Annotated in this window: 17 protein-coding genes; 8 read left to right on the top strand and 9 right to left on the bottom strand. The window is 68.7% G+C overall.

Annotated elements, in window-relative coordinates; translation table 11 throughout:
• Window positions 1-7: 7 nt before the first annotated feature.
• From JL100_RS07715 to JL100_RS07695, 5 genes are all read left to right on the top strand, one after another.
• Window positions 8-1,138, top strand: a complete 1,131-nt coding sequence (locus JL100_RS07715; RefSeq protein ID WP_202680132.1) for an AbrB family transcriptional regulator — start codon at window positions 8-10, stop codon at window positions 1,136-1,138.
• A 37-nt stretch (window positions 1,139-1,175) separates the two neighbouring features.
• Complete coding sequence (locus JL100_RS07710) at window positions 1,176-2,312, top strand: AI-2E family transporter (protein ID WP_211113047.1); 1,137 nt, start codon at window positions 1,176-1,178, stop codon at window positions 2,310-2,312.
• Between the two features lie 85 nt (window positions 2,313-2,397).
• On the top strand, window positions 2,398-3,387 hold the full coding sequence (locus JL100_RS07705) for an SPFH domain-containing protein (RefSeq protein ID WP_202680131.1): 990 nt from the start codon (window positions 2,398-2,400) through the stop codon (window positions 3,385-3,387).
• A gap of 15 nt (window positions 3,388-3,402) precedes the next feature.
• Window positions 3,403-3,846 (top strand): NfeD family protein, encoded by a 444-nt coding sequence (locus JL100_RS07700; RefSeq protein WP_202680130.1) that lies wholly within the window; start codon window positions 3,403-3,405, stop codon window positions 3,844-3,846.
• Window positions 3,847-3,925: 79 nt separating this feature from the next.
• Complete coding sequence (locus tag JL100_RS07695; protein ID WP_202680129.1) at window positions 3,926-4,867, top strand: DMT family transporter; 942 nt, start codon at window positions 3,926-3,928, stop codon at window positions 4,865-4,867.
• Here JL100_RS07695 and JL100_RS07690 read toward each other — a convergent pair.
• The 3 genes from JL100_RS07690 to JL100_RS07680 all read right to left on the bottom strand — a co-directional run bounded on the left by JL100_RS07690 (window position 4,864) and on the right by JL100_RS07680 (window position 6,102).
• Window positions 4,864-5,160, bottom strand: a complete 297-nt coding sequence (locus tag JL100_RS07690) for a hypothetical protein (protein WP_202680128.1) — start codon at window positions 5,158-5,160, stop codon at window positions 4,864-4,866. The genes JL100_RS07695 and JL100_RS07690 overlap by 4 nt on opposite strands.
• Before the next feature lie 112 nt (window positions 5,161-5,272).
• Complete coding sequence (locus tag JL100_RS07685) at window positions 5,273-5,689, bottom strand: HRDC domain-containing protein (protein ID WP_202680127.1); 417 nt, start codon at window positions 5,687-5,689, stop codon at window positions 5,273-5,275.
• Window positions 5,690-5,781: 92 nt separating this feature from the next.
• Complete coding sequence (locus JL100_RS07680) at window positions 5,782-6,102, bottom strand: hypothetical protein (RefSeq protein WP_202680126.1); 321 nt, start codon at window positions 6,100-6,102, stop codon at window positions 5,782-5,784.
• Window positions 6,103-6,276: 174 nt separating this feature from the next.
• Here JL100_RS07680 and JL100_RS07675 point away from each other — a divergent pair, with 174 nt between their 5' ends.
• Entirely contained in the window at window positions 6,277-7,512 is a 1,236-nt protein-coding gene (locus JL100_RS07675) for a YeeE/YedE family protein (RefSeq protein WP_202680125.1), read from the top strand.
• A 67-nt stretch (window positions 7,513-7,579) separates the two neighbouring features.
• Here the strand turns inward: JL100_RS07675 and JL100_RS07670 are convergent, their stop codons facing one another.
• From JL100_RS07670 to JL100_RS07655, 4 genes are all read right to left on the bottom strand, one after another.
• Window positions 7,580-8,077 (bottom strand): peptidoglycan-binding domain-containing protein, encoded by a 498-nt coding sequence (locus JL100_RS07670; RefSeq protein ID WP_228421126.1) that lies wholly within the window; start codon window positions 8,075-8,077, stop codon window positions 7,580-7,582.
• A gap of 28 nt (window positions 8,078-8,105) precedes the next feature.
• Window positions 8,106-9,231 (bottom strand): peptide chain release factor 2 gene (gene prfB, locus JL100_RS07665; RefSeq protein WP_202680124.1). Its coding sequence is split into 2 segments (ribosomal slippage): window positions 8,106-9,161 and window positions 9,163-9,231, totalling 1,125 coding nucleotides; the frame shifts between segments, so codons are not numbered across the junction.
• An 80-nt stretch (window positions 9,232-9,311) separates the two neighbouring features.
• Window positions 9,312-11,807: a penicillin-binding protein 1A gene (locus tag JL100_RS07660; protein ID WP_202680123.1), complete on the bottom strand. Its 2,496-nt coding sequence runs from the start codon at window positions 11,805-11,807 to the stop codon at window positions 9,312-9,314.
• Window positions 11,808-11,944: 137 nt separating this feature from the next.
• Complete coding sequence (locus JL100_RS07655) at window positions 11,945-13,366, bottom strand: N-acetylmuramoyl-L-alanine amidase (protein ID WP_228421125.1); 1,422 nt, start codon at window positions 13,364-13,366, stop codon at window positions 11,945-11,947.
• A gap of 520 nt (window positions 13,367-13,886) precedes the next feature.
• Here JL100_RS07655 and JL100_RS07650 point away from each other — a divergent pair.
• Window positions 13,887-17,630 carry an Rne/Rng family ribonuclease gene (locus tag JL100_RS07650; protein WP_228421124.1) on the top strand — a complete coding sequence of 1,248 codons (3,744 nt, stop codon included), beginning with the start codon at window positions 13,887-13,889 and terminating at the stop codon, window positions 17,628-17,630.
• A gap of 169 nt (window positions 17,631-17,799) precedes the next feature.
• On the opposite strand, the gene aspS is transcribed toward JL100_RS07650, so the two are convergent.
• Complete coding sequence (gene aspS, locus JL100_RS07645) at window positions 17,800-19,653, bottom strand: aspartate--tRNA ligase (RefSeq protein ID WP_202680122.1); 1,854 nt, start codon at window positions 19,651-19,653, stop codon at window positions 17,800-17,802.
• 206 nt (window positions 19,654-19,859) lie between these two features.
• Between aspS and rnd the strand changes: the two genes are divergently transcribed.
• Complete coding sequence (gene rnd / locus JL100_RS07640) at window positions 19,860-21,020, top strand: ribonuclease D (RefSeq protein ID WP_202680121.1); 1,161 nt, start codon at window positions 19,860-19,862, stop codon at window positions 21,018-21,020.
• A 212-nt stretch (window positions 21,021-21,232) separates the two neighbouring features.
• On the opposite strand, the gene JL100_RS07635 is transcribed toward rnd, so the two are convergent.
• A complete protein-coding gene (locus tag JL100_RS07635) occupies window positions 21,233-22,747 on the bottom strand; it encodes a Ppx/GppA family phosphatase (RefSeq protein WP_202680120.1) in 1,515 nt (504 codons plus the stop codon).
• Window positions 22,748-22,771 lie beyond the last annotated feature (24 nt).

The following is a 22,771-nucleotide window of genomic DNA, read 5'->3' as shown; positions in this document are numbered from 1 at the left end:
CCGGCCGATGACGCATTCTCCTGCCGACCGGTGGCGGAACTCGATCCGCGGCCTCAAGCCCGGCCAACTCGCGCTGACCCTCGCGCTGGGGACGGCGGGCGGCGCTTTGTTCGCCTTCTTCCACCTGCCGCTCGCCTGGATGATCGGCTCCATGGTGTTCTGCACGGCGGCCGCCATGAGCGGCCTGCCGGTCCATGTGCCCGGCGGCCTGCGCTCCGCCATGATCATGATCCTGGGCATCATGCTGGGCAGCGCCTTCAACCCCGACATCCTGGGCCGTCTGGGCGACTGGGCGCTCAGTTTGACCGGCCTTGCGCTCTACATCCTGACCGGCGGGGCGCTGGGCATCCTGTTCCTGCGGCGGGTCGCCCGCTACGACCCGATCACCTCGTTCTTCACCGCGACGCCGGGCGGGTTGAACGAGATGGTGATCGTCGGCGGGGCGATGGGCGGGGACGACCGCACCATCTCGGTCGCCCACAGCGCGCGGGTCATGCTGGTCGTCATGGTCGTCCCGGTGTGGTTCCAGTTCTTCGAGGGATACAGCCCCGCCGCCCGGGGACCGCTCGGGCCGGGGCTGACGGAGGTCCCGCCGGTCGATCTCGCGCTGCTGGCGTCCTGCGCCGTCGGCGCGCTCCTGGGCAAATGGCTGCGCCTGCCGGCCTACATGCTGGTCGGCCCGATGCTGCTGAGCGCCGCCATCCATCTGGCCGGCCTGACCACAGGCAAACCGCCGGGCGTCCTGGTCGCCGCGGCGCAGATCGTCGTCGGCGCCGCGCTGGGCAGCCGGTTCTCCGGCGTCAGGCTCAGCCGGATCGCCCATACGCTGGCGATCGCCTCCGGCCTGACGCTGATGCTGCTGGCCGTCACGATGGTGTTCTCCGTAGTGTTGCACTGGCTGACGGGAATACCGCTGCCGGCGCTGGTGCTGGCCTTCGCGCCGGGCGGATTGGCCGAAATGAGCCTGGTGGCCCTGGCGCTCGGCGTCGATGCCGCCTTCGTCTCGACCCACCATATCGTGCGCATCGTCCTGATCGTGTCGCTGGTGCCGCTGGTCTTCCGCATTTACCGCCATATGGTGGACCGCGGGCTTCCGAAGGGAACCGGGGAGCCTCCCCCGCCCCCCTCGGGCGGGTAGCGCGAACCAACTGGGGGCCCCAAGCGTTGTTCGCTGCATGACCAGCAACATCGCCGCCCCCCATCTGGAAGGCCGCCCCCGGGCCACCGGACCGACGCCGAACCATTCCCAGGGCTCGGGAAGCCGGAGCACCGCCGAACGGGTGGCGCTGATCGGCCTGTTCAGCCTCGCGGTCCTCTATACGCTGTACCTGGCGCGCGACCTCCTGCTGCCGATCTTCCTGGCGCTGCTGCTCAGCCTGCTGCTGCGCCCGCTGGTCAAGGCGCTACGCCGCCTGCGCATCCCCGAGATGGTGAGCGCCATCGTCCTGGTGGCCCTGCTGCTCGCCGGGCTGATCGGCGCCGCCTTCAGCCTGACGGAGCCCGCGACGTCCTGGATCGAGCGGGCGCCGGTCGTCATGCGCGAGATGGAGTTCAAGCTGGGCGACCTGCGCGACTCGATCGAAAGCGCCCGCCGGGCCTCCCACCAGATCGAGCAGATGGCAGCCGCGGCCGACGACGAGGCGCAGGCCGTGATCGTCCGGGGGCCGACCCTGGCCGAGCAGGTGCTGACCCAGACCCAGGTGGTGCTGGCCCAGGCCTTCATCGTGCTGGTGCTGCTGTTCTTTTTCCTGGCGGGCGGGCGCAGCATGCTCGAACAGGTCATGGGCTCCATGACCAACCTGGAGAACCGCATCCAGTACGCGACCATCGCGGGGACGGTCCAGAAGAACATCGCGGCCTATCTGGCGACCGTCACGCTGATCAATGCCGCGCTGGGGATGGCGACAGCCGGCATCATGACGGCGCTGGGAATGCCCAATCCCGGCCTGTGGGGCGTCATGGCGGCACTGCTCAACTTCATCCCGTACCTGGGGGCTGCGGTCAGCCTCGTCATCATCGGCGTCGTCTCCGCCCTGACCTTCGACGGCCCGCTCCAGATCCTCGCCCCGCCGCTGGCTTTCCTGGTCCTGACCACGATCGAGGGCAATTTCGTGACGCCGATGATCGTCGGCCGCAAGCTGACGCTGAACCCGATCGCGGTCTTCCTGACGATCCTGTTCTGGGGATGGCTGTGGGGAATCCCGGGCGCGCTGATGGCGGTGCCCATCCTGGCCGTCTTCAAGATCCTGTGCGACGCCCACAAGCCTCTCCACCCGCTGGGCGCGCTGCTCGGCGGCAAGCCGGGCACATAGCCGCACCGGCCGGTGCCGACAGGCTCACACCCCGGGCCTGGTCTGTGGCATTTTGCCGATCAGAGGGACAAGGGGGAGAGCGGCAGTGGAATTGGTTCTGAACGGCTTTTCGCTGTTCGTGATCGCGGTCGTCGCGTTCGCGGTCATCACCGTGGTGCTGGGCGTCAAGACGGTGCCCCAGGGGCAGGAGTTCACCGTCGAGCGGTTCGGCCGCTATACCAGGACCCTGTCGCCGGGCCTGAACCTGATCGTCCCCGTGATCGACCGGGTCGGCGCCAGGCAGAGCATGATGGAAACCGTGATGGACGTGCCGTCGCAGGAGGTCATCACCCGCGACAACGCCATGGTGAAGGTCGACGGCGTGGTGTTCTTCCAGGTGCTGGACGCCGCGAAGGCGTCTTACGAGGTCAACAACCTTCCGACCGCCGTGCTCAACCTGACCATGACCAACATCCGCACCGTCATGGGCTCGATGGACCTGGACGAGCTGCTGTCCCAGCGGGACAAGATCAACACCCAACTTCTCCACGTGGTGGACGAGGCGACCACCCCCTGGGGCCTGAAGATCACCCGGATCGAGATCCGCGACATCCAGCCGCCGCGCGACCTGGTCGACAGCATGGCCCGCCAGATGAAGGCGGAACGCGACCGCCGCGCCTCCATCCTGGAAGCCGAAGGGCAGCGCGCCGCGGCGATCCTGCGGGCCGAGGGCGAGAAGCAGGCGGCGATCCTCCAGGCGGAGGGCCGGCGCGAGGCCGCCTTCCGCGATGCCGAGGCGCGCGAACGCGAGGCCGAGGCGGAGGCGACCGCCACGCGGGCGGTCTCGGACGCGATCGGCGGCGGCAATGTCCAGGCGCTGAACTATTTCGTCGCCCAGAGCTATGTCGAGGCGCTGACCCGGATCGCCGCCGCGCCGAACCAGAAGATCCTGTTCATGCCGCTGGAAGCCTCCAGCCTGATCGGCACGATCGGCGGCATCGCCGAGCTGGCTAAAGGGGGCTTCAGGGCGGATCCGCCGCCTCCGCCGCCGGCCCCGACAGCGCCGCCGCCTCCCGCCGGGCCCTGGTCCACCTGAGCGGCCGGAGGCGGCATGGAAATCGAATCCTGGTATTGGCTGGTGACCGCCCTCGTCCTGGCGGCGGTCGAGGCTTTCGTGCCCGGCACCTTCTTCATCTGGCTCGCAGTCGCGGCGGCAGTGGTCGGGCTGACACTCATGGCGGTGCCGGACCTGCCGTGGCAGGTTCAATTCCTGGCCTTCGCCATCCTGTCGATCGGGTCGGCGGTCGGGTTCCGGCAGTACCAGCGCCGCCATCCCGTGACCAGCGCCGATCCGACCCTGAACCGGCGCGGCGCGTCCCTGGTCGGCCGGCTCGTCGTGCTTGAAAGGCCGATCGTGAACGGCAGGGGCCACGCCTTCGTCGGCGACACCCTATGGACCGTCACCGGCGAGGACCAGCCGGCCGGCAGCACCGTCAGGGTGGTCGGCACCGACGGCATCATGCTGAAGGTCGAGTCTCCCGACCGGTCCGGCTGATTAGCCGGTGCCATTGCCCCCGGCGAAGGGTTAAGGTTGGGGAACAAACCAAAACGATCCCGGACCCTGAGGAACCGCCTTGGCCCAGCCAGCCCTGTCCACGACCGCCCCGGCATCCGAACCGCTGCCCCGCCAGGGTTTCTTCCTGCTGGCGTCGCTCGCCCTGTTCTGGGGAACGAACTGGCCGGCGATGAAGCTCGCCGTCCTGGACATGGATCCCTGGACCTTCCGGGCGATCTGCTTCATCGCGGGGGCCGGCGGACTGATGCTGTTTGCTCGTGCCCGGGGGCTCAGCCTGCGCATCCCGCGCAGCGATCTCGGCCCGCTGATCCTGACGGCCTTCATCAACGTCACCTGCTGGCAGGTCTTCTCCGCGTTCGGATTGACGCTGATGGCGGCCGGGCGCGCCTCGATCATCGCCTTCACCATGCCGCTTTGGGCCTCGATCCTGAGCGTCATCTTCCTGCGCGAGCGGATGACGGTGCTTCGGGTCGTCGGCCTTGGGCTGGGGCTGGCGGCGTTGGCGATCCTGCTGATCCCGGAATTCGGGCGGATCGGCGGAACGCCCTGGGGAGCCGCCATGATGCTGGCCGCCGCGGTCTCCTGGGCGGCGGGCACGGTGATGCTCAAGGCGATCCCCTGGCGCATGGAAACGGTCCAGCTCGCCGCGTGGCAGCTCGCGATCGGCGGCCTGCCGGTGATCGCGGCCGCCTTCCTGGTCGGCCGCCCCTCGTCGGTGCTGGACCTGACGACGCCGGGCGCCCTCGGAGTGATCTATGCGGCGCTGATCCCGATGATCTATTGCCACTGGGCCTGGTTCCGAATCGTGTCGCTCTTCCCGGCCAACATCGCGGCGATCGGAACCCTGGCGATCCCGGTCGTAGGGGTGTTCTCCAGTGCCCTGATCCTGGGCGAGCCCCTTGCCGGGGCCGACCTGCTGGCGCTGGCCCTTGTCGTCACCGGCCTGTTCATCGTCCTGGTACTGCCGAGCCTGCTGCCAAGCCGCCCTCGGAAAGCCTAGAGATCGACGCCGCCGTCTGGATCGGCGGGATCGCCGGGAATGCGGGGCGCCTCGGGAATCCTTCCCGGATCGATCCGGCGAATGATGATGTCCCCGTTCTCGGTGATCTCCGGCAGGTCGTAGCGCGGCAGCTCCTCGACCAGCTGCTGAAGCCCGAGCATCAGCTTGTTCAGCCCCTCCATGGCGAGGTCCGTCCCGCTCGGCTCCCGCTGCGGCGGAACGGCGGGTTCGGCCGCGACGGGAGTCACGGCCAGCATCGCGCTGACGCACAACATCGATATCGGCAGGCGCATGATAGTCCCTCCTCGCCGCCCACATGGGCGGTCTTCGAACCGGGGACACAGGATAGCGCGCCGCCCGCACGGCGTCAGGGGCCAATCGGGAGTGCCGGTCCGGACAGCCGGCCTAGCTGGTCAGGTCCTCCAGGGTCTGGCGGACCACATGGACGATCGCGGCGCCATGGACGGTGGTGTCGATGCCGAGCGCGCTGCCGACGACGCTCAGCTCGATTTCGGTCGTCGGCGCGTAACGGGCGATCTCCTGGACCGCAGACGAGGACATGATCGCTTCCCGGTCGAGGTCGAGCGAGGTCGCGGTCTGAGCACGCCAGCCATTGAGCGCCGCGACGATGGCGCTCTGAATCTGCGCCGTCTCCTCACGCTTGCGCAGTTCCTCGTACATCACCAGGATGTGCCACGCCCCGTCGGCGAAGGCCGTTTCGATCCTGCTGACTTCGACGGTGCGCAGGAATTCCGCCAGGGCCAGTTCGTCCTCCTGAATGGCGGCGTCACGGATCTTGAAGGTGCGTATCTCGCTGCTCATCGTATCTCCACGCGGCGGTTTACCCCATTCAGGATTAACCTGTATGGGGATAAATTGCCACTAAAGATACGATTTCGACAGGACGAATCCGTTCAGAACGGCGCGTCGCCCGGAGCGGCTTCGGCGAACCCCTTCAGGATCGAGCACCCGCAGTTGGGACACTGGATCGCCTCGATCATCCGGCGGGCCTGCGCATCGTCGAGGCTCACGCCGAGCTGCCGCTCGACCTCCGTCACCATGGCGCGGTGGAGTCGGTTGGCGGCACCGCAGCTGTCCTCGATCACGCCGGCGTAATCCTCGGCCGGCAGCAGTTGGAACGCGCCGGCCGGGCCGGCGATCGCCAAGCCCGCCGCGAAGGTGGACAAGGCTCCGGAAAGCCGCAGGACGTCGCGCCTCGTGATGCCGGTGCTCATCGCCAATCCCCTTTGCTCAGCCGCTGCGGTCGAGCATTACGCCCCGCGGTCCCTAAGGTCAATCCGGGACGCATGCCCATCTTTTTCACACAACAGATATGCATTTAATTCCCTATTCACATCGCTATCATCCCACCCACATGGGTAGAAACCATTCAGAAAGCGTGAATTGCGATGGCGGACATTTCTCTCGGCAGGCCGAGCGGCATACCGGCGCGGGAACGGACCATGGACCCGCGCGTGGTGGCTGTCGCCGCCCTGCTGCTCCTCGGAGGCGCGGTCTGGCTGACCGATGCCGTGTCGTCCCGGCAGGCGGCCCTGTACCTTGTCGGCGGAGCCCTGGGGCTGACCCTTTACCACGCCCTGTTCGGCTTCACCTCCTCGTTCCGGGTCTTCATCTCGGACCGTCGCGGCGCCGGCATCCGGGCACAGATGGTCATGCTGGCACTTGCCTGCGCCTTGTTCTTCCCGGCCCTGGCGGCCGGTGAGCTTTTCGGGCAGCCGGTCACCGGGCTGGTGGCACCCGTCGGCGTCTCGGTGCTGTTCGGCGCCTTCCTGTTCGGCGTCGGAATGCAGCTCGGCGGCGGATGCGCCTCGGGAACGCTCTACACGGCGGGCGGCGGCAACACGCGCATGGTCGTCACCCTGATCTTCTTCATCGTCGGGTCGGTCGTCGGCGCCGCCCATCTGCACTGGTGGTCGGCGCTTCCCTCGATCGGCCCGGTCTCGCTGGTCGCCAGCCTGGGCGCCCTGCCGGCGCTGGCCCTGAACCTCGCCGTCTTCGCGGCGATCGCCGGAACGACCGTGATCCTCGAACGGAAGCGCCACGGCGCCTTGCTCCCGGGCAACCGGACCGCCCATCACGGCTGGCAGCGCTTCGTCCAGGGATCCTGGCCGCTGGTCTGGGGCGCCGTGGCGCTGGCGGTGCTGAACTTCGCGACGCTCGCCCTGGCCGGCCGCCCCTGGGGAATCACCTCCGCCTTCGTGCTGTGGGGAGCGAAGCCGCTGGATGCGCTCGGCTTCGACGTGGCCTTCTGGCCCTATTTCTCCGCGCCGGAACGCGCCGCGTCGCTGGAGAACAGCATTTTCCAAGACGTCACCTCGGTGATGAATTTCGGCATCATCCTGGGGGCGCTGCTGGCCGCCGGCCTTGCCGGGCGGTTCGCCCCGGTCTGGCGGGTTCCCCTCCGGTCCCTCGCCGGCGCAATCGTCGGCGGGTTGATGCTGGGATACGGTGCGCGCCTCGCCTATGGCTGCAACATCGGCGCCTATTTCAGCGGCATCGCGTCGGGCAGCCTGCACGGCTGGGTCTGGCTGGTCGCCGCCCTGGCCGGAAACGTGGTCGGGACGAGATTGCGTCCGCTGTTCGGGCTCGAGGTCGAGAAGACTCCCCGCGAAACCGCCTGCTGAAACGGAAACGGGCCGGCACTCCCCCGCAGGGAAGCGCCGGCCCGATCCAAAGCCGCCGGCCTCCGGGTCAGCGCGCCCGGGTGGCCGTATCCTCGCGGAGGCGCCGGGCCAGATCCGGCGTCACCTGCCCGTCCACCGGCAGGTTCGCTTCCTGCTGGTACCGGCGGATAGCGGCGCGGGTCCGTTCACCGATCCTGCCATCCACGGCCCCGACATAGAAGCCCCGCATGGTCAGGCCCTCCTGGACCTCGACCTCGGGGGTCGGGGTATCGGGACGGCTCCGCGAATAGACCTTCGGCAGGTGGAAGCTGACATGGTCAAGCAGTTCCTGGCTGGCGCAGCCGGTCACCGGCAGCCCGGCCGCCCGCTCGTACTGCCGGATCGCCTCCGCGGTGCGCGGCCCGAACCGGCCGTCGATCCCCCCGGGATCGAACCCGTTGACCGCCAACTCCCGCTGGATGCCCTCGACCATGCCGGTCGGGGCGGGCTGGCAGGCCGCCCAAGCCGGGCCGCCTGCCAAGAGCGTCAGCATCGCAGCACCGACGCACCATCCCGCACCCTTCATCCACACACCTCTTCCGATAGCCCTGTCCTCAGTCCGCCGCCTCGCTGTCGCCCTGCCCCTTGATGCGCTGGGCCAGGGCCGCGGCGAGGAACTCGTCGATGTCCCCGTCCAGGACGGCGCCGCTCTGGCTGGTTTCCACCCCGGTCCGCAGGTCCTTGACCATCTGGTAGGGCTGCAACACGTAGGAGCGGATCTGGTGCCCCCAGCCGATGTCCGACTTGGTGGCTTCCAGGGCCGCGGCCGCGTCCTCCCGCTTCTTCAGTTCCGCCTCGTAGAGGCGCGCCCGAAGCATGTCGAAGGCCTTGGCGCGGTTCTTGTGCTGGGACCGCTCCTGCTGGCATTGCACGACGATGTTGGTCGGGATGTGCGTGATGCGGACCGCCGAGTCGGTCTTGTTGATGTGCTGGCCGCCGGCACCCGACGCCCGGTAGGTGTCGATGCGCAGGTCCTTGTCCAGGATCTCGACGTCGATCTTGTCGTCGATCACCGGACTGACGGCGACGCTGGCGAAGCTGGTATGCCGGCGCGCCTGGCTGTCATAAGGGCTGATCCGGACCAGGCGATGGACGCCGGCCTCAGTCTTCAGCCAGCCATAGGCGTTGTGGCCCTTGATCTGCACCGTCGCCGACTTGATCCCCGCCTCTTCGCCGGCGCTCTCTTCCAGCCATTCGGTCTTGTAGCCGTGCTGCTCCGCCCAGCGCAGATACATGCGCAGGAGCATCTCGGCCCAATCCTGGGCTTCGGTTCCGCCGGCGCCGGCATTGACTTCCATGAAGCAGTCGTTCGCATCGGCCTCGCCGGACAGCAGGCTCTCCAGCTCCAGCTTGGCGGCCTTGTCCTTGAGCGCCAGCAGGGTGTTCTCCGCGTCGGTGACGACGGTCTGGTCCTCTTCCGCCTCGCCCATCTCGATCAGCTCGATGCTGTCGTTCAGCTCGCGCTCCAATGCACGATAGCCGTTGACCGCGGTGTCGAGCTGGGTCCGCTCGCGCATCACCTTCTGCGCGCGGTCGGCATCGTTCCAGAGATTCGGGTCCTCGGAGATGGCGTTCAGTTCGTCCAGGCGCCTGACTGCATTTTCCCAGTCAAAGATGCCTCCTCAGCAGCGCCAGCGATTCCCTGATCGCCTCGGCAGCCGCTTCGATCTCGGCTCGCATGGCGGGCCTCCTCGTCGCTATTGTTCATGATCGCTGTTCAGTGACGCTTACTTAGACCCTTGAAGCTTCCGCGCCAAGGGTCAATAGAGCCCGCCCGTCCCGGTCGAGGACGGCGCCTGCTCCTGTCCCTGGGTCCGGCCCGGCGGCGGGACGCTGCCCGGCGGCAGGAACGCGCCGCCGCCGGAACCGGAGCCGGACGCGATCTCGCTGCCGTCCAGCACGACATAATCGCCCGGACGGGGTTCGGTCCCCGGCTTGAAGGCCTCCCAGATCGCGTTGCGCTGCCCGGGCTCGGCGAGCTGGCCGGTGGCTGCGTCGACGCGGACCAGCCGGATGCCCGGCGGCATGCGGAACGGCGTCGCCGGTTCGCCTTTCAAGGCGTCGGCCATGAAGTCCTTGAACACCGGGGCCGACACCGAGCCGCCGGTCTCCTTCCCGCCGAGCGGATGGGGCTGGTCGAAGCCGATATAGAGTCCGACGGCCAGGTCGGGCGAGAAGCCGACGAACCAGGCGTCCAGCGCGTCGTTGGTGGTGCCGGTCTTGCCGGCCAGCGGCTTGCCGATCGACGAGATCATCCTGGCGGTGCCGCGCTGGACGACGCCTTCGAGGATCGAGACCATCTGGTAGGCCGTGCGCGGGTCGATCACGCTCTCCCGCGCGTCGGGCACGTCGGGCACCGCCAGGTCGGGCGACCACTGGATGCCGCCGCAGTTCGGGCAGGGCCGCATGTCGTGCTTGAACACCACCTTGCCGGTATGGTCCTGGATACGGTCGATGAAGGCCGGGATCACCTTCTTGCCGCCGTTCACGATCATGGAATAGGCGGTGGTCATCTTCAGCACGGTCGTCTCGCCGGCGCCCAGCGACATCGACAGGACGGGCGGAAGCTTGTCGACCACGCCGAACCGCTCGGCGTAGTCTGCGACCTTGTCCATCCCGACGCTGTTGGCGAGGCGTACGGTCATGACGTTCCGGGACTTCTCCATGCCGACCCGCAGCGTGGTCGGCCCGAGGAAGTCTTCGGAATAGTTCTGCGGCCGCCACAGCGCCTGCCCCGGACCCGGCTGGATCGCGAAGGGCGCGTCCATCACCAGGCTCGACGGCGTGAAGCCGTTGTCCAGCGCCGCCATGTAGACGAAGGGCTTGAACGAGGAGCCCGGCTGGCGCAGCGCCTGGGTCGCACGGTTGAACACGCTGATCCGGGAGCTGAAGCCGCCGCTCATCGCGAGCACGCGGCCGGTATGCGGATCCATCGCGACCAGCCCGCCCTGTACCGCCGGGATCTGCCGGAGCCCGTACGTGCCGGCGGGCAGGTCCTTGCCCTTCGCATCCTTGGCGACCGGCTCGACCAGGACGATGTCGCCCTGGGCCAGCGCGTCGCCGGCCTGCCTGACTTCGGGGCCGGTCCGTTCGCCTTCGACCCAGCGGCGCGCCCATTTAAGTTCGGACAGCGGAATCCGGCCCCGTCCGCCGTCCGCCAGGCCGATCTGCGCCTCGTCGGCCTCGACCTCCAGCACGGCGGCCATCTGCCAGATCTCGCCGCCGGCCGGGACCGGCATCTCGGCCAGCTGCTTGGCCCAGTTCTGGAAGCTCTCCAGCTTGCCGATCGCGCCGCGCCAGCCGTGCCGGCGGTCATAAGCGATCAGTCCGTCGCGCAGGCTGCGCGTCGCGATGTCCTGGAGCTTGGGGTCGACCGTGGTCCGCACGGAATAGCCGCCCTCGTAGAGCTGCTGCTCCCCGAAGCGGGCCAGCAGCTGGCGCCGGACCTCTTCCGCGAAATAGTCGGCGGTGACGTATTCGGTCTCCTCGCGCCGGCGGACCTCCAGCGGCTCGGCCTTGGCCTGGGCCGCCTCCTCCGCAGTGATGGCGCCGTCCTCCTGCATCCGCCCGATCACCCAGTTTCGGCGCGCCACGGCGGCGTCGTGCTGGCGGACCGGATGGTAGTTGTTCGGCGCCTTGGGCAGGGCGGCGAGGTAGGCGGCCTCGGCGATCGTCAGCTCGTCCAGCGGCTTGTTGAAATAGTTCAGCGCGGCCGCGGCCACGCCGTAGGAGCGGTTGCCGAGGAAGATCTCGTTCAGGTACAGCTCGAGGATGCGGTCCTTGGTGAAGGCCTGTTCCATGCGGAAGGCCAGGATCGCTTCCTTGATCTTGCGCTCGAACGACACCTCGTTGGTCAGCAGGAAGTTCTTGGCGACCTGCTGGGTGATGCCGGAGGCTCCGATCATCCGGCGGCCGCTCGCGACATTCTCCACGTTGACGACGATGGCGCGCAGGATCGCGCCGAAATCCACGCCCCGGTGGCTGTAGAAGTTCTGGTCCTCGGCGGAGATAAAGCCGCGGATCACGCGCTTCGGCATCGCCTCGATCGGGATGAAGACCCGCCGCTCGGTCGCGAACTCGGCCAGCAGGCGCCCGTCGCCGGCATGGACGCGGGTCACGGTCGGCGGCTGGTAATCGGCCAGCTGGCTGTATTCAGGCAGTCCCTGGCTGTAATGGTGGATCGCGAACACCGCGCCGCCGGCAGCCACCACGACGAGGAAGAGAACGGCGGACAGAATCCCGGCTAAGATACGCATCAATATTCCACGAACGATAAAAAGGCCTCGGGCTTCGCCCGACCGCAGTTCGCCCGACCGCAGTTCAAACGAGCCGGCCTGTCATGATCCAACCTGCGGGGACGCACTCTAGCAGATCGAATACGGCTATGTTGAGGTCAAGACCGGCTTACGCCAGCCCTTGCGGCGAAATACCCATCGATGCTCCGCTGGATCGAACGGGCGATCCTGACCCGATGTTCCGACTGCGCCAGCAGTTTCGCGTCCTGCGGGCTTGACAGGTAACCCAGCTCCATCAGCACCGAAGGCACGTCCGGAGCGGTCAGCACCGCGAAACCGGCGGAGCGGTGGGGGCGCGGCACCAGCTTGGTATGGCGCCCGACCTCCTCGACCAGAAGGTTGGCGAGGCGCCGGGACTGGTTCATGGTGTCGCGTTGGGCGAGGTCGATCAGGATGCTGACGACCTCGTCGTTTTCCGCCGTCAGGTTGACGCCGCCGAGCGCGTCGGCCCTGTTCTCGCGGGCCGCCAGCATGTCGGCCTCGCGGTCGGACGCCTTGTCAGACAGGGAATAGATCGACATGCCGCGCATGTCGCTGCTGCCGATCGAATCGGCATGCAGGGAAATGAACAGGTCGGCCCCGGCCTCGCGCGCCAGCGCCACGCGGTCGCGCAGGCGGAGGAAGACGTCGCTGTCCCGGGTCATGACGACCCTGTACCGGCCGGTCGCGACGAGCTGGTCGCGCACCGCCCGCGCCATGGCCAGCGTTATGTCCTTCTCGTAGACCCCGGTTACGCTGATCGCGCCGGGATCGACGCCTCCGTGGCCGGGGTCCAGCGCGATGACGCGCCTGGCGTCGGTGCGCGGGCTTGGCCGGCGGGGCGGCAGGGGCACGGTTCCCAGGGCCGCCAGGGTCGCCGGACCGCCGCCCGCCTCTTCCCGGAGGCCCGCCGGCATCTGCGGCGGGACGACCGCGGCCTCCGCGGGGGACATGGTGACGGCGACCGTGTCGGTCGGCGGGTCCGGAAGGCGGGCAACCGGCCGGGTGGCCGCGGCGGTGCTCAGGGGAACGGTATAGGCCGGCACCGGCGGCGCCGCGCCGTCGGCGGCCCCCCTCGTCCCGTGGACCCGGCTCAACTCCGCCGCGAAGGTGCCGGCCCCTACCGACTCGAGATCGAGCACGAACCGCGGCTGCCGGCCGTCACGTGGCGGAATCAGGAACGCTTCCCGGACGCGGACCGGGCCTGCGACCTCCAGCACGAGCCGGAGGGTACCCGGCCGGAAGGAGGCGTAGCGATAGCCGCGCACCAGCCCGGCGGCGGCACTGCCCCGGTTGGCGGCGGCATCCCAGTCGAGGTCAGGCAGATCGACCACGACCCGGTAGGGGTCGGGCAGCGTGAAGACCCTGAAATCGATCTGGTCGGTCACCTCCATCACGAATCGGGTCTTGTCCGGATGGACGCCGAGGCGCGCATCGACGACCGCGGGCCGCGCAGCCGCCTGCCCCGCGTGCGCCGCGGCCAGCCAGAAGACGGCGAGGATCAGGAACAGCGCGCGCAGCGTCGGTCTCCGAAAGGGCACGAACGTTCGATTTTGTCATACATATACCCTAAGAAAATCAAAGTGTTCAAGCATGATCATCACAAACTGCCTCAGTCCCGCGGCGGAGCCCCCGAAGAGCCCCCCGGGCGACGCGCCGGTTGAGCCGCCGTCCACTGTCACCATTCCAACAAGACAATTCTGTGATTGAGGAATGCGGCGCCCCCCATTATGGTAGGGGTGCGACATACCGCATTCCGCCGATCCCCACTTGGGAGAGGCGGCGTCGCCTTCGGGTAACGTGCTGCCATTTATCGGTTTTTTTTCAGGCAGCGCACCGGCCGGGTGGCGCTTACGGAACCTGCGGTGGAGGAGAAACCTTGAAGCTGGCTTTGGCCCCGTCGGGCCGGAGCCCGGCGTCCGGTGCCCCGCCCGTCCTGGCTGCTGTGGAAAGCGCCGTTAGACGATCCGGTGGGAACCGTGCCGAACGCTTCGCCTTTGACGATGACGCGCCGCCACCCGTAAGTCGCGCGGGGGCCCGGCGGCGTCACGAGGTAGACATATGGCAAAGCGCATGTTGATTGACGCGACCCATTCCGAGGAGACTCGGGTGGTCGTGGTCAATGGTAACAAGCTGGACGAACTCGATTTCGAAATCGCCAGCAAGAAGCAATTGAAAGGCAATATCTACCTGGCCAAGGTGACTCGGGTCGAGCCATCGCTCCAGGCAGCCTTCGTCGAGTATGGCGGCAACCGTCACGGTTTCCTGGCCTTCTCCGAAATCCATCCTGACTATTACCGCATCCCGGTCGCCGACCGCGAAGCGCTGCTCGCCCAGGAACGCGACCTGGAAGAGCGCGAGGACACCATCGGCGCCGACGTGGAAATGGGCGATCCCCGGCCCGGCCGCGGCTCCCGGCGCCAGGGGCGCTCCGAGTCGTTCGCGGAGGGACGCGACGATTTCGGCGGCGACACCGGTCAGCAGACCCGGGAACCCCCTGCGGCCGAGCCTTCCGGTGACGTTCCCGGAACCGGCGAGCAGCCCCCCTATGCGAGCCCTCCGTCCGGTGCCGACGCGCCCGAGCCCGCCGGGACCATGCCGCCGGACGGGCAGCCGGACCTGGATCAGCCGGCCGGAAGCAACGACGAGCCGGGCGCCGTCCATCACGCCGAGCACGATATTCCCCACGACTGGTTCGCGCCGGAAGAACCGGCGCCCGATTTCCAGGCGGAGAACGACCCCGGCACCGACAGGTCGGCCGGTGGCGAGGCCGGGGAACAGGAGGGCGGTTCCGGCGACGGCAAGCCCACCACCTACCAGCCTGCCAGCCTGCCGCGCGAGGAGCGCAGCGAGCCTTACGACCCGAACGAGAGCTATTCCAGCGACCGCCGGCCGGACGCCGCGGCCACTCCGTCCGACGATCCCGCGGCCGTCCCGTCGGCGGGCGACGCCGTCCACTCCGGCGCGGAGGAAATGCCCGCCCCGGCGGCCGAACTGGGCGCCGGCACCGAGCCGGAGACCGAATCAGCGCCGCAGGCGCCGGTAGCCGAGTATTCCGGCAACCTGGATTCCGACGACGGCGACGATCGGAACGACTCCCAGGACGAAGACGAAAGCGACGACGCGCCGCGCGGCCGCCGCGACGACCGACAGGGCCGCCGCGGCCGGGGCGATTCCGACGAGGGTCCGGTGGACGAGCTGGTCGGCGACGAGGCCGAGGACGTCCAGCGCCGCCGCCCCCGCCCGCTGCGCAGCTACAAGATCCAGGAAGTCATCAAGCGCCGGCAGATCCTGCTGGTCCAGGTCGTCAAGGAGGAGCGCGGCAACAAGGGCGCCGCCCTGACGACATACCTGTCCCTGCCCGGCCGCTACTGCGTGCTGATGCCCAACACCGGGCGCGGCGGCGGAATCTCGCGCAAGATCACCAATCCGCAGGACCGCAAGCGCCTGAAGGAAATGCTGTCGGACCTGGACATTCCCGAAGGCATGGCGGTGATCCTGCGCACCGCGGGAATGGAGCGGACCAAGCCGGAGATAAAGCGCGACCTGGAATATCTGCTGCGGCTGTGGGACAGCATCCGCGACCTGACACTCCAATCGAGCGCGCCGGCGCTGATCTATGAGGAAGCGAACCTGATCAAGCGGTCGATCCGCGACCTCTACACCAACGACATCGACGAGGTGCATGTGGAAGGCGAAGCGGGTTACCGCGTCGCCCGCGACTTCATGCACATGCTGATGCCGAGCCACACGCGGAAGGTCCACTGCTACCGCGACGAGACGATCCCGCTGTTCTTCCGCTATCAGGTCGAAAGCCAGATCGACGCGATCCACAGCCCGGTCTGCCAGCTCAAGTCCGGCGGCTACATCGTCATCAACCAGACCGAGGCGCTGGTCGCGATCGACGTCAACTCCGGCCGATCCACCCGCGAGCGGAACATCGAGGAGACGGCCTACAAGACCAACCTGGAGGCCGCCGACGAAGTCGCCCGCCAGTTGCGTCTGCGCGACCTTGCCGGGCTGATCGTCATCGACTTCATCGATATGGAGGATGCGCGGAACAACGCCGCGGTCGAACGCCGCATCAAGGAGGCGATGAAGAACGACCGGGCGCGCATCCAGCTCGGCCGCATCTCGCCCTTCGGGCTGCTCGAACTGTCGCGTCAGCGGCTGCGCCCGAGCCTGATGGAGACCAACTTCGAGAAGTGCCCGCATTGCACGGGCACCGGCATGGTCCGCTCCATCGAGTCCGCCGCCCTTTACGTCCTCCGCGCCATCGAGGAGGAAGGCATCCGCAAGCGCTCCAGCGAGATCACGGTCCATGTGGCGACCAAGATCGCGCTGTATATCCTCAACCAGAAGCGCGACGCGCTGGCCGATATCGAGCGCCGCTACGGTTTCCGGGTCTTCCTGTTCGGCGACGACACGCTGATCCCGCCGGAATACCGCCTGGAACGGATCAAGGCCCGCCAGGCCGGCGAGGAGAGCGCCCCCGTCATCAGCCCGGAGCGGATCTACGCCGAGACCGATCGGTTGCTCGAACGCGAGGCGGAGGAGGACGAGGCGGCCGAAGAGGTGGAGGTCGCGGAACCCGCGGAGGCCCAGCCCATCGCCGCCGCCGCTCCGCAGGAACAGGCAGAGGAGCGCGGCGGCGACCGCCGCCGGCGCCGGTCCCGCCGACGCCGCCGGTTCGACGACCGGACGGAAACCCGGACCGAGGACCAGGGCGAGGAAGAGCGCGAGGAAACCGCCGACGAACCGGTGGAGGAGACCGCGTTCGACCAGCAGTCCGAGGACTTCGACAATGATCCCGACGCCGGCGGCGATGACGACGCCGATGACGGGGAGGACGGAGACGAGTCCGAGAACGGCCAGGCGGACGAGACCGATGCCAACGGCCTGCGCAAGAAGCGCCGTCGCGGCAAGCGCGGGGGACGCCGCCGTGGCCGCGGCCGGGCCGAGGGCGATTTCGAGAACGGCTTCGGCGACGAAGGCGACCAGCAGGAGGGACCTGAGACGGAGCCGGCGGCCGAGCAGCCCGCGGCGCCCGCCCCCCAGGGCGAGCCCCGGCCCGAACCCGTCTACGGCCAGGCCTATGTGGACGATCTCGGCGATCCGTTCGGCGACATCGACGTGTCGCCCGCGCCCGAACCGGCACCAGAGCCGGCTCCCCGGCCGGAACCGGTTGCCGAGCAGCCGCAGACGGAGCCCGAACCCGCCGCCCCGGAAGAGATCGCTCCCGTGATGGTGGGCGAACCGGCCGTTCCGGCGGAAATCGTTGCCGAGCAGCCCGAACCGGCACCGGTCGCGGAGGTCCCCGCCGCCGAAGCCCCAGCCGAGGCAGCCCCAGCCGAGGCAGCCCCGGTTGCGGAAGCGCCGGCCAAGCCGGTCCGCAAGCGGGCTCCCCGCAAGAAGAAGGTCGCCGAACCCGCAGCGGAGGCTCCGGCCGTGGAGGCGCCCGCCGCCGAAGCGCCGGCCACCGAGGCAGCCCCGGCCGCGGAAGCACCGGCCAAGCCGGTCCGCAAGCGGGCTCCCCGCAAGAAGAAGGTCGCCGAACCGGAACCCGTGGTCGAGGCATCCCCCGTCGAGCAGGTCCCGGAACCCGTGCCCGAGCCCCTGCCCCAGGAGCCCAGCGCCGGCGACGACCTGTTCATGGACGTGGCTCCCGGACCGGTGGAGCCGGCCCCTCAGCCCGCGCCGGAGACCGAGCCCGCCGCAGCACCCGAACCCGCCGCGGAAGCCGAGCCCGCGGCCCCCGAGGAACCGCCGCGCCCCGCCCGCCGCGGCTGGTGGAACCGGGAATAAGCCGGCCTTAGAAGCCGCTCCCCTGACCGGTCGGTCGGGGGAGCATGAAAAAAGCCGCTGCGGAGCATTCCTCCGCAGCGGCTTTCTCTTTTCCAGCGGTCCTGATCTACGACCGCAACGCAGGTCGGCGTTCGCCCCGACGGGCGGCCGCCGACCTGCGCGGCTTCCCCTATTCCGCTCCCTTCGGCGAGACCGTCCCCTCCGCCGTCGGCGGCGCGGCGACCGTCTTGGGCTTGGGCAGATCGAGCTTGATCGACAGTTCCTTCAGCCGTTCCGCCGGGACCGGCGCCGGCGCCTGCATCAGCAGGTCCTCGGCGCGCTGGTTGAGCGGGAAGACGATGACCTCGCGGATGTTCGGCTCGTCGGCCAGCAGCATGACGATGCGGTCGATGCCCGGGGCCGAGCCGCCGTGCGGCGGGGCGCCCAGCTTCATCGCCGACAGCATGCCGCCGAAACGGGCTTCCAGCTCCTCCGGCGGGTATCCGGCGATCGCGAAGGCCTTGTACATGACCTCCGGCAGATGGTTCCGGATGGCGCCGGACGACAGTTCGATGCCGTTGCAGACGATGTCGTACTGATAGGCGTTGATCGTCAGCGGATCCTGGTTCTCAAGGGCTTCCAGGCCGCCCTGGGGCATCGAGAACGGATTGTGGCTGAAGTCGATCTTGCCGGTCTCCTCGTCGCGCTCGTACATCGGGAAATCGACGATCCAGCAGAACCTGAAGGCGTTCTTCTCGACGATGTCCAGTTCCTCGGCGATCCTGGTCCGGGCGAAGCCGGCCAGCTTGGCGGCGGGACCGGGCTGGTCGCACACGAAGAACACGGCGTCGCCGTCGCTCAGGCCGACCGTCTCGCGCAGGGCCGCCTGGGCCGCTTCCGGCACGAACTTGGCGATCGGTCCCTTGCCGCCGCCGGACTCGAACAGGATGTAGCCGAGGCCGGGAGCGCCCAGGCCGCGCGCCCAGTCGTTCAGCTTGTCGAAGAAGCTGCGCGGCCGGTCGCCGACTTTGGGAGCGCGGATCGCGCGGACCACGCCGCCCTTGGCGATCACCGACTTGAACGCCTTGAACTCGACGTCGTCGCGCTGGAACACCGCCGTCACGTCGGTGATGACCAGCGGGTTGCGCAGGTCCGGCTTGTCGTTGCCGTACTTCAGCATCGACTCGGCATAGGGGATGCGCGGGAACGGGTAAGGGGTCAGCTCCGGCTTGGCCGGGCGGCGGAAGCCGCCGAACTCGTCGAAGATGCCGTACAGCACGGGCTCGATCGCCGCGAAGACGTCTTCCTGGGTGACGAACGACATCTCGAAGTCGAGCTGGTAGAACTCGCCCGGGCTGCGGTCGGCGCGGCTGTCCTCGTCGCGGAAGCAGGGGGCGATCTGGAAGTAGCGGTCGTATCCTGCCATCATCAGCAGCTGCTTGAACTGCTGCGGCGCCTGCGGCAGCGCGTAGAACTTGCCGGGATGCATGCGGCTCGGCACCAGGAAGTCGCGGGCTCCCTCCGGGCTGCTGGCGGTCAGGATCGGCGTCTGGTACTCGTTGAAGCCCTGCTCGATCATCCGGCGGCGGACCGACGCGATCACTTGGGAGCGCAGCAGGATGTTCTGCTGCATCTTCTCGCGCCGCAGGTCCAGGAACCGGTAACGCAGGCGGATCTCCTCGCCGGCGTCGGCGTCGCTGTTGACCTGCAGCGGCAGCGGCTCGGCGGCGCTCTGCACCGCCAGTTCCTGGATCTGGACCTCGATCCTGCCGGTCGGCAGCTTGTCGTTGATCGTCTCGGGCGTGCGGCCGACGACCTTGCCGGTGACCGTGACGACCGATTCCAGGCGCAGCCCCTCGGCCACCTGGAACAGCGGGCTGGAGCTGTCGATCACGCACTGCGTCATGCCGTAGTGGTCGCGCAGGTCGATGAACAGCAGTTGGCCGTGGTCGCGCTTACGATTGATCCAGCCCGACAGGCGCACGATCTGGCCGGCATCGGTATCACGCAGGGCACCGCAGGTGTGGGTCCGGTAGGGATGCATGGGGAGCGCACCTTGAAATAACAGTTTCGGGCGCCGCGAAACGGAATGCCGCGGCGCCGGCTCGGCCAGGGGGGACGCAAAGGGCATCGGCCCGCGATCCCGCCCTGGAGGTTGGATGATGGCGCAGAAGCACATGGATGCAAGCCGGTTGTCAAGTTGTAGCAGCCCCGCTTTTCCGGGCGCCTCCGGTGTTGTATGACTGTTGCATGACCCTGATCTCGACCACAGCCGATCTGGAGGCGTTGTGCGAACGTCTCAAGGCGGCGGAATACATCACCGTCGACACCGAATTCATGCGGGAGAAGACGTTCTGGCCCAAACTCTGCCTGGTCCAGATCGCCGGACCCGATGAGGCCGCGGCGGTCGACCCGCTGGCCGAAGGCATCGACCTGGCACCGCTCTACCGCCTGATGGGCGATCCGTCGGTGCTCAAGGTCTTCCATGCCGCGCGCCAGGACGTGGAGATCTTCCACAATCTCGCCGGCGAGATCCCCAGGCCGCTGTTCGACACCCAGGTCGCCGCCATGGTCTGCGGCTTCGGCGACAGCGTCGGATACGAGACGCTGATCGCCAAGCTGGCCGGCGCGCGCGTGGACAAGTCGTCGCGCTTCACCGACTGGTCGGCCCGCCCGCTGACCGAGCGGCAGCTGACCTACGCCCTGTCGGACGTGACCCATCTTCGCCCGGCCTACGAGAAGTTGAAGCGCCGCCTGGAGCGCACCGACCGCGCAAGCTGGCTGGAAGAGGAAATGGCCGTGCTGACCGACCCGGCCACGTACCGGGTCGAGCCGGACGACGCCTGGAAGCGGCTCAAGGTCCGCACCGACAAGCCGCGCTTCCTCGCCATCCTCAAGGAGCTTGCCGCGTGGCGCGAGCGCGAGGCCCAGCGCAAGGATATCCCGCGCTCCCGGGTGCTGCGGGACGAGGCCCTGCTGGAGATAGCCTCCCACGCTCCCAGGTCGGTGGACGACCTTGCCCGCACCCGGGGGCTGGGGAAAAGCGTCGCCGAGGGCCGCTGGGGAACCGAGCTGCTGGCGGCGGTGGAGCGCGGCGTCTCCATGCCGGTCGGCGAATGCCCGACCGGGGAACCCAGGGCCGAACTGCCTCCGGGCCTGGCACCCATAGTCGAGCTGCTGCGCGTCCTGCTGAAGATGCGGTGCGAGGACGAGCAGGTGGCGACCAAGCTGGTAGCCAGCTCGGCCGACCTGGAAGCGATCGCCGCCGACGACGAAGCCCCGGTGCCGGCCTTCAAGGGCTGGCGCCGCGAGCTGTTCGGCGACCTGGCGCTGAAGCTGAAGCATGGGCGCGTCGCCCTGGCGATCGAGGACAAGCGGGTCAAGCTGGTTCCGCTGGACGCGGACCGTTAGAGCCGTGCCCGATCAGGTCGATCCGCCCGGGGCAGCCGGACCGATGCGTTGGGCCACGGCCCAACCTACGATCGACGGCCCGAATCTTCGCCGCTCCGCGTAAACCTTAGGTTGGGCCGTGGCCCAACGCATCGCGGCGAATGGAACGGCAGGCCATGTGGGCCGGAACGGTTCGATCTGGTCGAAAACCGCTCCAGCCCGCGCCCAACGACCTATCTCGGCGGCGCGATCACGATCTCGCCCCGCCGGTTGAGCCCCTTGGCGACCGCGTCCAGGCGGCGCTGGACCGTGTCGCCGACCAGCACCCGGGCGTCTTCCGGAACGCAGAGGATCAGGGCCTCCTCATCGATCGACAGGCTGGTGCGCTGAAGCAGCGCGGCCACGCCGCCGGTCAGCGTCTGGGCGAGGCGGAGCGCCAGGCCGAGGATGCCCGCCTTCGCCGCCCTGCCCTCCTGGACCAGGCCGCGCGCCACCGCCACCATCGGATCGTCGATCCGGCCGCCGTAGCGCGCATAGGCGACCAGGGCCAGGAAAGCCCGCTCCCCATGGTCGATGCCGGCGAAGGGCATGCGCAGGATCCGCATATAGGCATGCTCGGCCCGATAGTCCGGGTGCTCCGACCAGCCGAGATCGCTGAGCAGGCAGGAGGCGCGGCGCAGCCGGGCCGACACCTCGTCCTCGCCGGCGAACAGGGACGCCGTCCAGTTCGTGATGATCTCCCCCTGGTCGAACCGGCCGATCCGCTTGGCCAGCCCGGCGCAGGCGCTGATCAGCGGGTCTTCCCGCTGCTCCTGCGCGCCGAGCATGTCGAACAGCAGCCCCTCGCGCAGGCCATGGGCGGAGAAGACCACCTCGGACGGCGCGACGATCGCCAGCAGCCGTTCGAGTGCCAGCGCCGCCAGGGGAAGCGTGTCCGACCGGCGCCTCGACACGCCGGACACCTTGTCCAGGGACGCGCGGTTGAGACGGGATATCTCCCCGGCGAAGTCGCGGAGCTGGGCGCCGCCGACCGTGTAGTGATGGATGACGTGGAGCGGATGGTTGACCTGCTCCATGTGCAGCTTCGCCAGCGCGCGCCAGCTTCCGCCCACCGGATAGAAGGGGCGGCCCTTGTGCTGCGCCAGCCAGGGCAGCGCCTGAAGGTGCTGGTCGATGGTCCGGGCCGCCGCGGCGATCTTGCCGCCGCAGGACTCGAGAAGCCGCAGGGGACCGAGCGGCATGGTGACCTGGGGACCGATGGCGCCGCGGTCCAGGCCGACCAGTTCCAGGCTGCCGCCGCCCAGGTCGCCCATCAGCCCGTCGGCGCCCGGCGTGCCCGAAAGCACCCCCATCGCCGACAGGCGCGCCTCCTCCTCGCCGGCGATCGTGCGGACGGTCAGGCCGGTCCTGGCATTGACCGCCTTGACGAAATCGACGCCGTCGGCGGCGTCGCGCACCGCGGCCGTCGCCAGCACCTCGGTCCGGCCGACATCCATGCCGTCGATCAGGCGGCCGAACCGGGCGATGTTGTCCAGCGCCAGCGTCACGCCTTCCGGGTTCAGCCGGCCGGTCTTCTCGACGGTGCGGCCCAGCCCGCACATGATCTTCTCGTTGAACAGGGGCACGGGCGCCCGGTGCAGGCCGTCATAGACGACGAGCCGGATCGAGTTTGAGCCGATGTCGATCACCGCGATCCGTTCGGAACGCTGGAGGTCGGCCGCCGGACGCCGATCGAGGGTGAGGGTCATGTCGTGGTGCCCGTCGCGCCTTTA

The sequence above is a fragment of the Skermanella mucosa genome (assembly GCF_016765655.2).
Classification (GTDB): Bacteria; Pseudomonadota; Alphaproteobacteria; order Azospirillales; family Azospirillaceae; genus Skermanella; species Skermanella mucosa.
The sequence above is the reverse complement of the archived record's forward strand: the minus strand, read 5'-3'. Positions and strand labels throughout refer to the sequence as shown.

Bases quoted from the DNA above. Each gene is read 5' to 3' on its own strand.
- JL100_RS07715 (WP_202680132.1), top strand. From the start codon at position 8: ATGACGCATTCTCCTGCCGACCGGTGGCGGAACTCGATCCGCGGCCTC.
- JL100_RS07710 (WP_211113047.1), top strand. From the start codon at position 1,176: ATGACCAGCAACATCGCCGCCCCCCATCTGGAAGGCCGCCCCCGGGCC.
- JL100_RS07700 (WP_202680130.1), top strand. From the start codon at position 3,403: ATGGAAATCGAATCCTGGTATTGGCTGGTGACCGCCCTCGTCCTGGCG.
- JL100_RS07690 (WP_202680128.1), bottom strand. From the start codon at position 5,160: ATGCGCCTGCCGATATCGATGTTGTGCGTCAGCGCGATGCTGGCCGTG.
- JL100_RS07685 (WP_202680127.1), bottom strand. From the start codon at position 5,689: ATGAGCAGCGAGATACGCACCTTCAAGATCCGTGACGCCGCCATTCAG.
- JL100_RS07680 (WP_202680126.1), bottom strand. From the start codon at position 6,102: ATGAGCACCGGCATCACGAGGCGCGACGTCCTGCGGCTTTCCGGAGCC.
- JL100_RS07675 (WP_202680125.1), top strand. From the start codon at position 6,277: ATGGCGGACATTTCTCTCGGCAGGCCGAGCGGCATACCGGCGCGGGAA.
- JL100_RS07670 (WP_228421126.1), bottom strand. From the start codon at position 8,077: ATGAAGGGTGCGGGATGGTGCGTCGGTGCTGCGATGCTGACGCTCTTG.
- JL100_RS07660 (WP_202680123.1), bottom strand. From the start codon at position 11,807: ATGCGTATCTTAGCCGGGATTCTGTCCGCCGTTCTCTTCCTCGTCGTG.
- JL100_RS07650 (WP_228421124.1), top strand. From the start codon at position 13,887: ATGGCAAAGCGCATGTTGATTGACGCGACCCATTCCGAGGAGACTCGG.
- aspS (WP_202680122.1), bottom strand. From the start codon at position 19,653: ATGCATCCCTACCGGACCCACACCTGCGGTGCCCTGCGTGATACCGAT.
- rnd (WP_202680121.1), top strand. From the start codon at position 19,860: ATGACCCTGATCTCGACCACAGCCGATCTGGAGGCGTTGTGCGAACGT.
- JL100_RS07635 (WP_202680120.1), bottom strand. From the start codon at position 22,747: ATGACCCTCACCCTCGATCGGCGTCCGGCGGCCGACCTCCAGCGTTCC.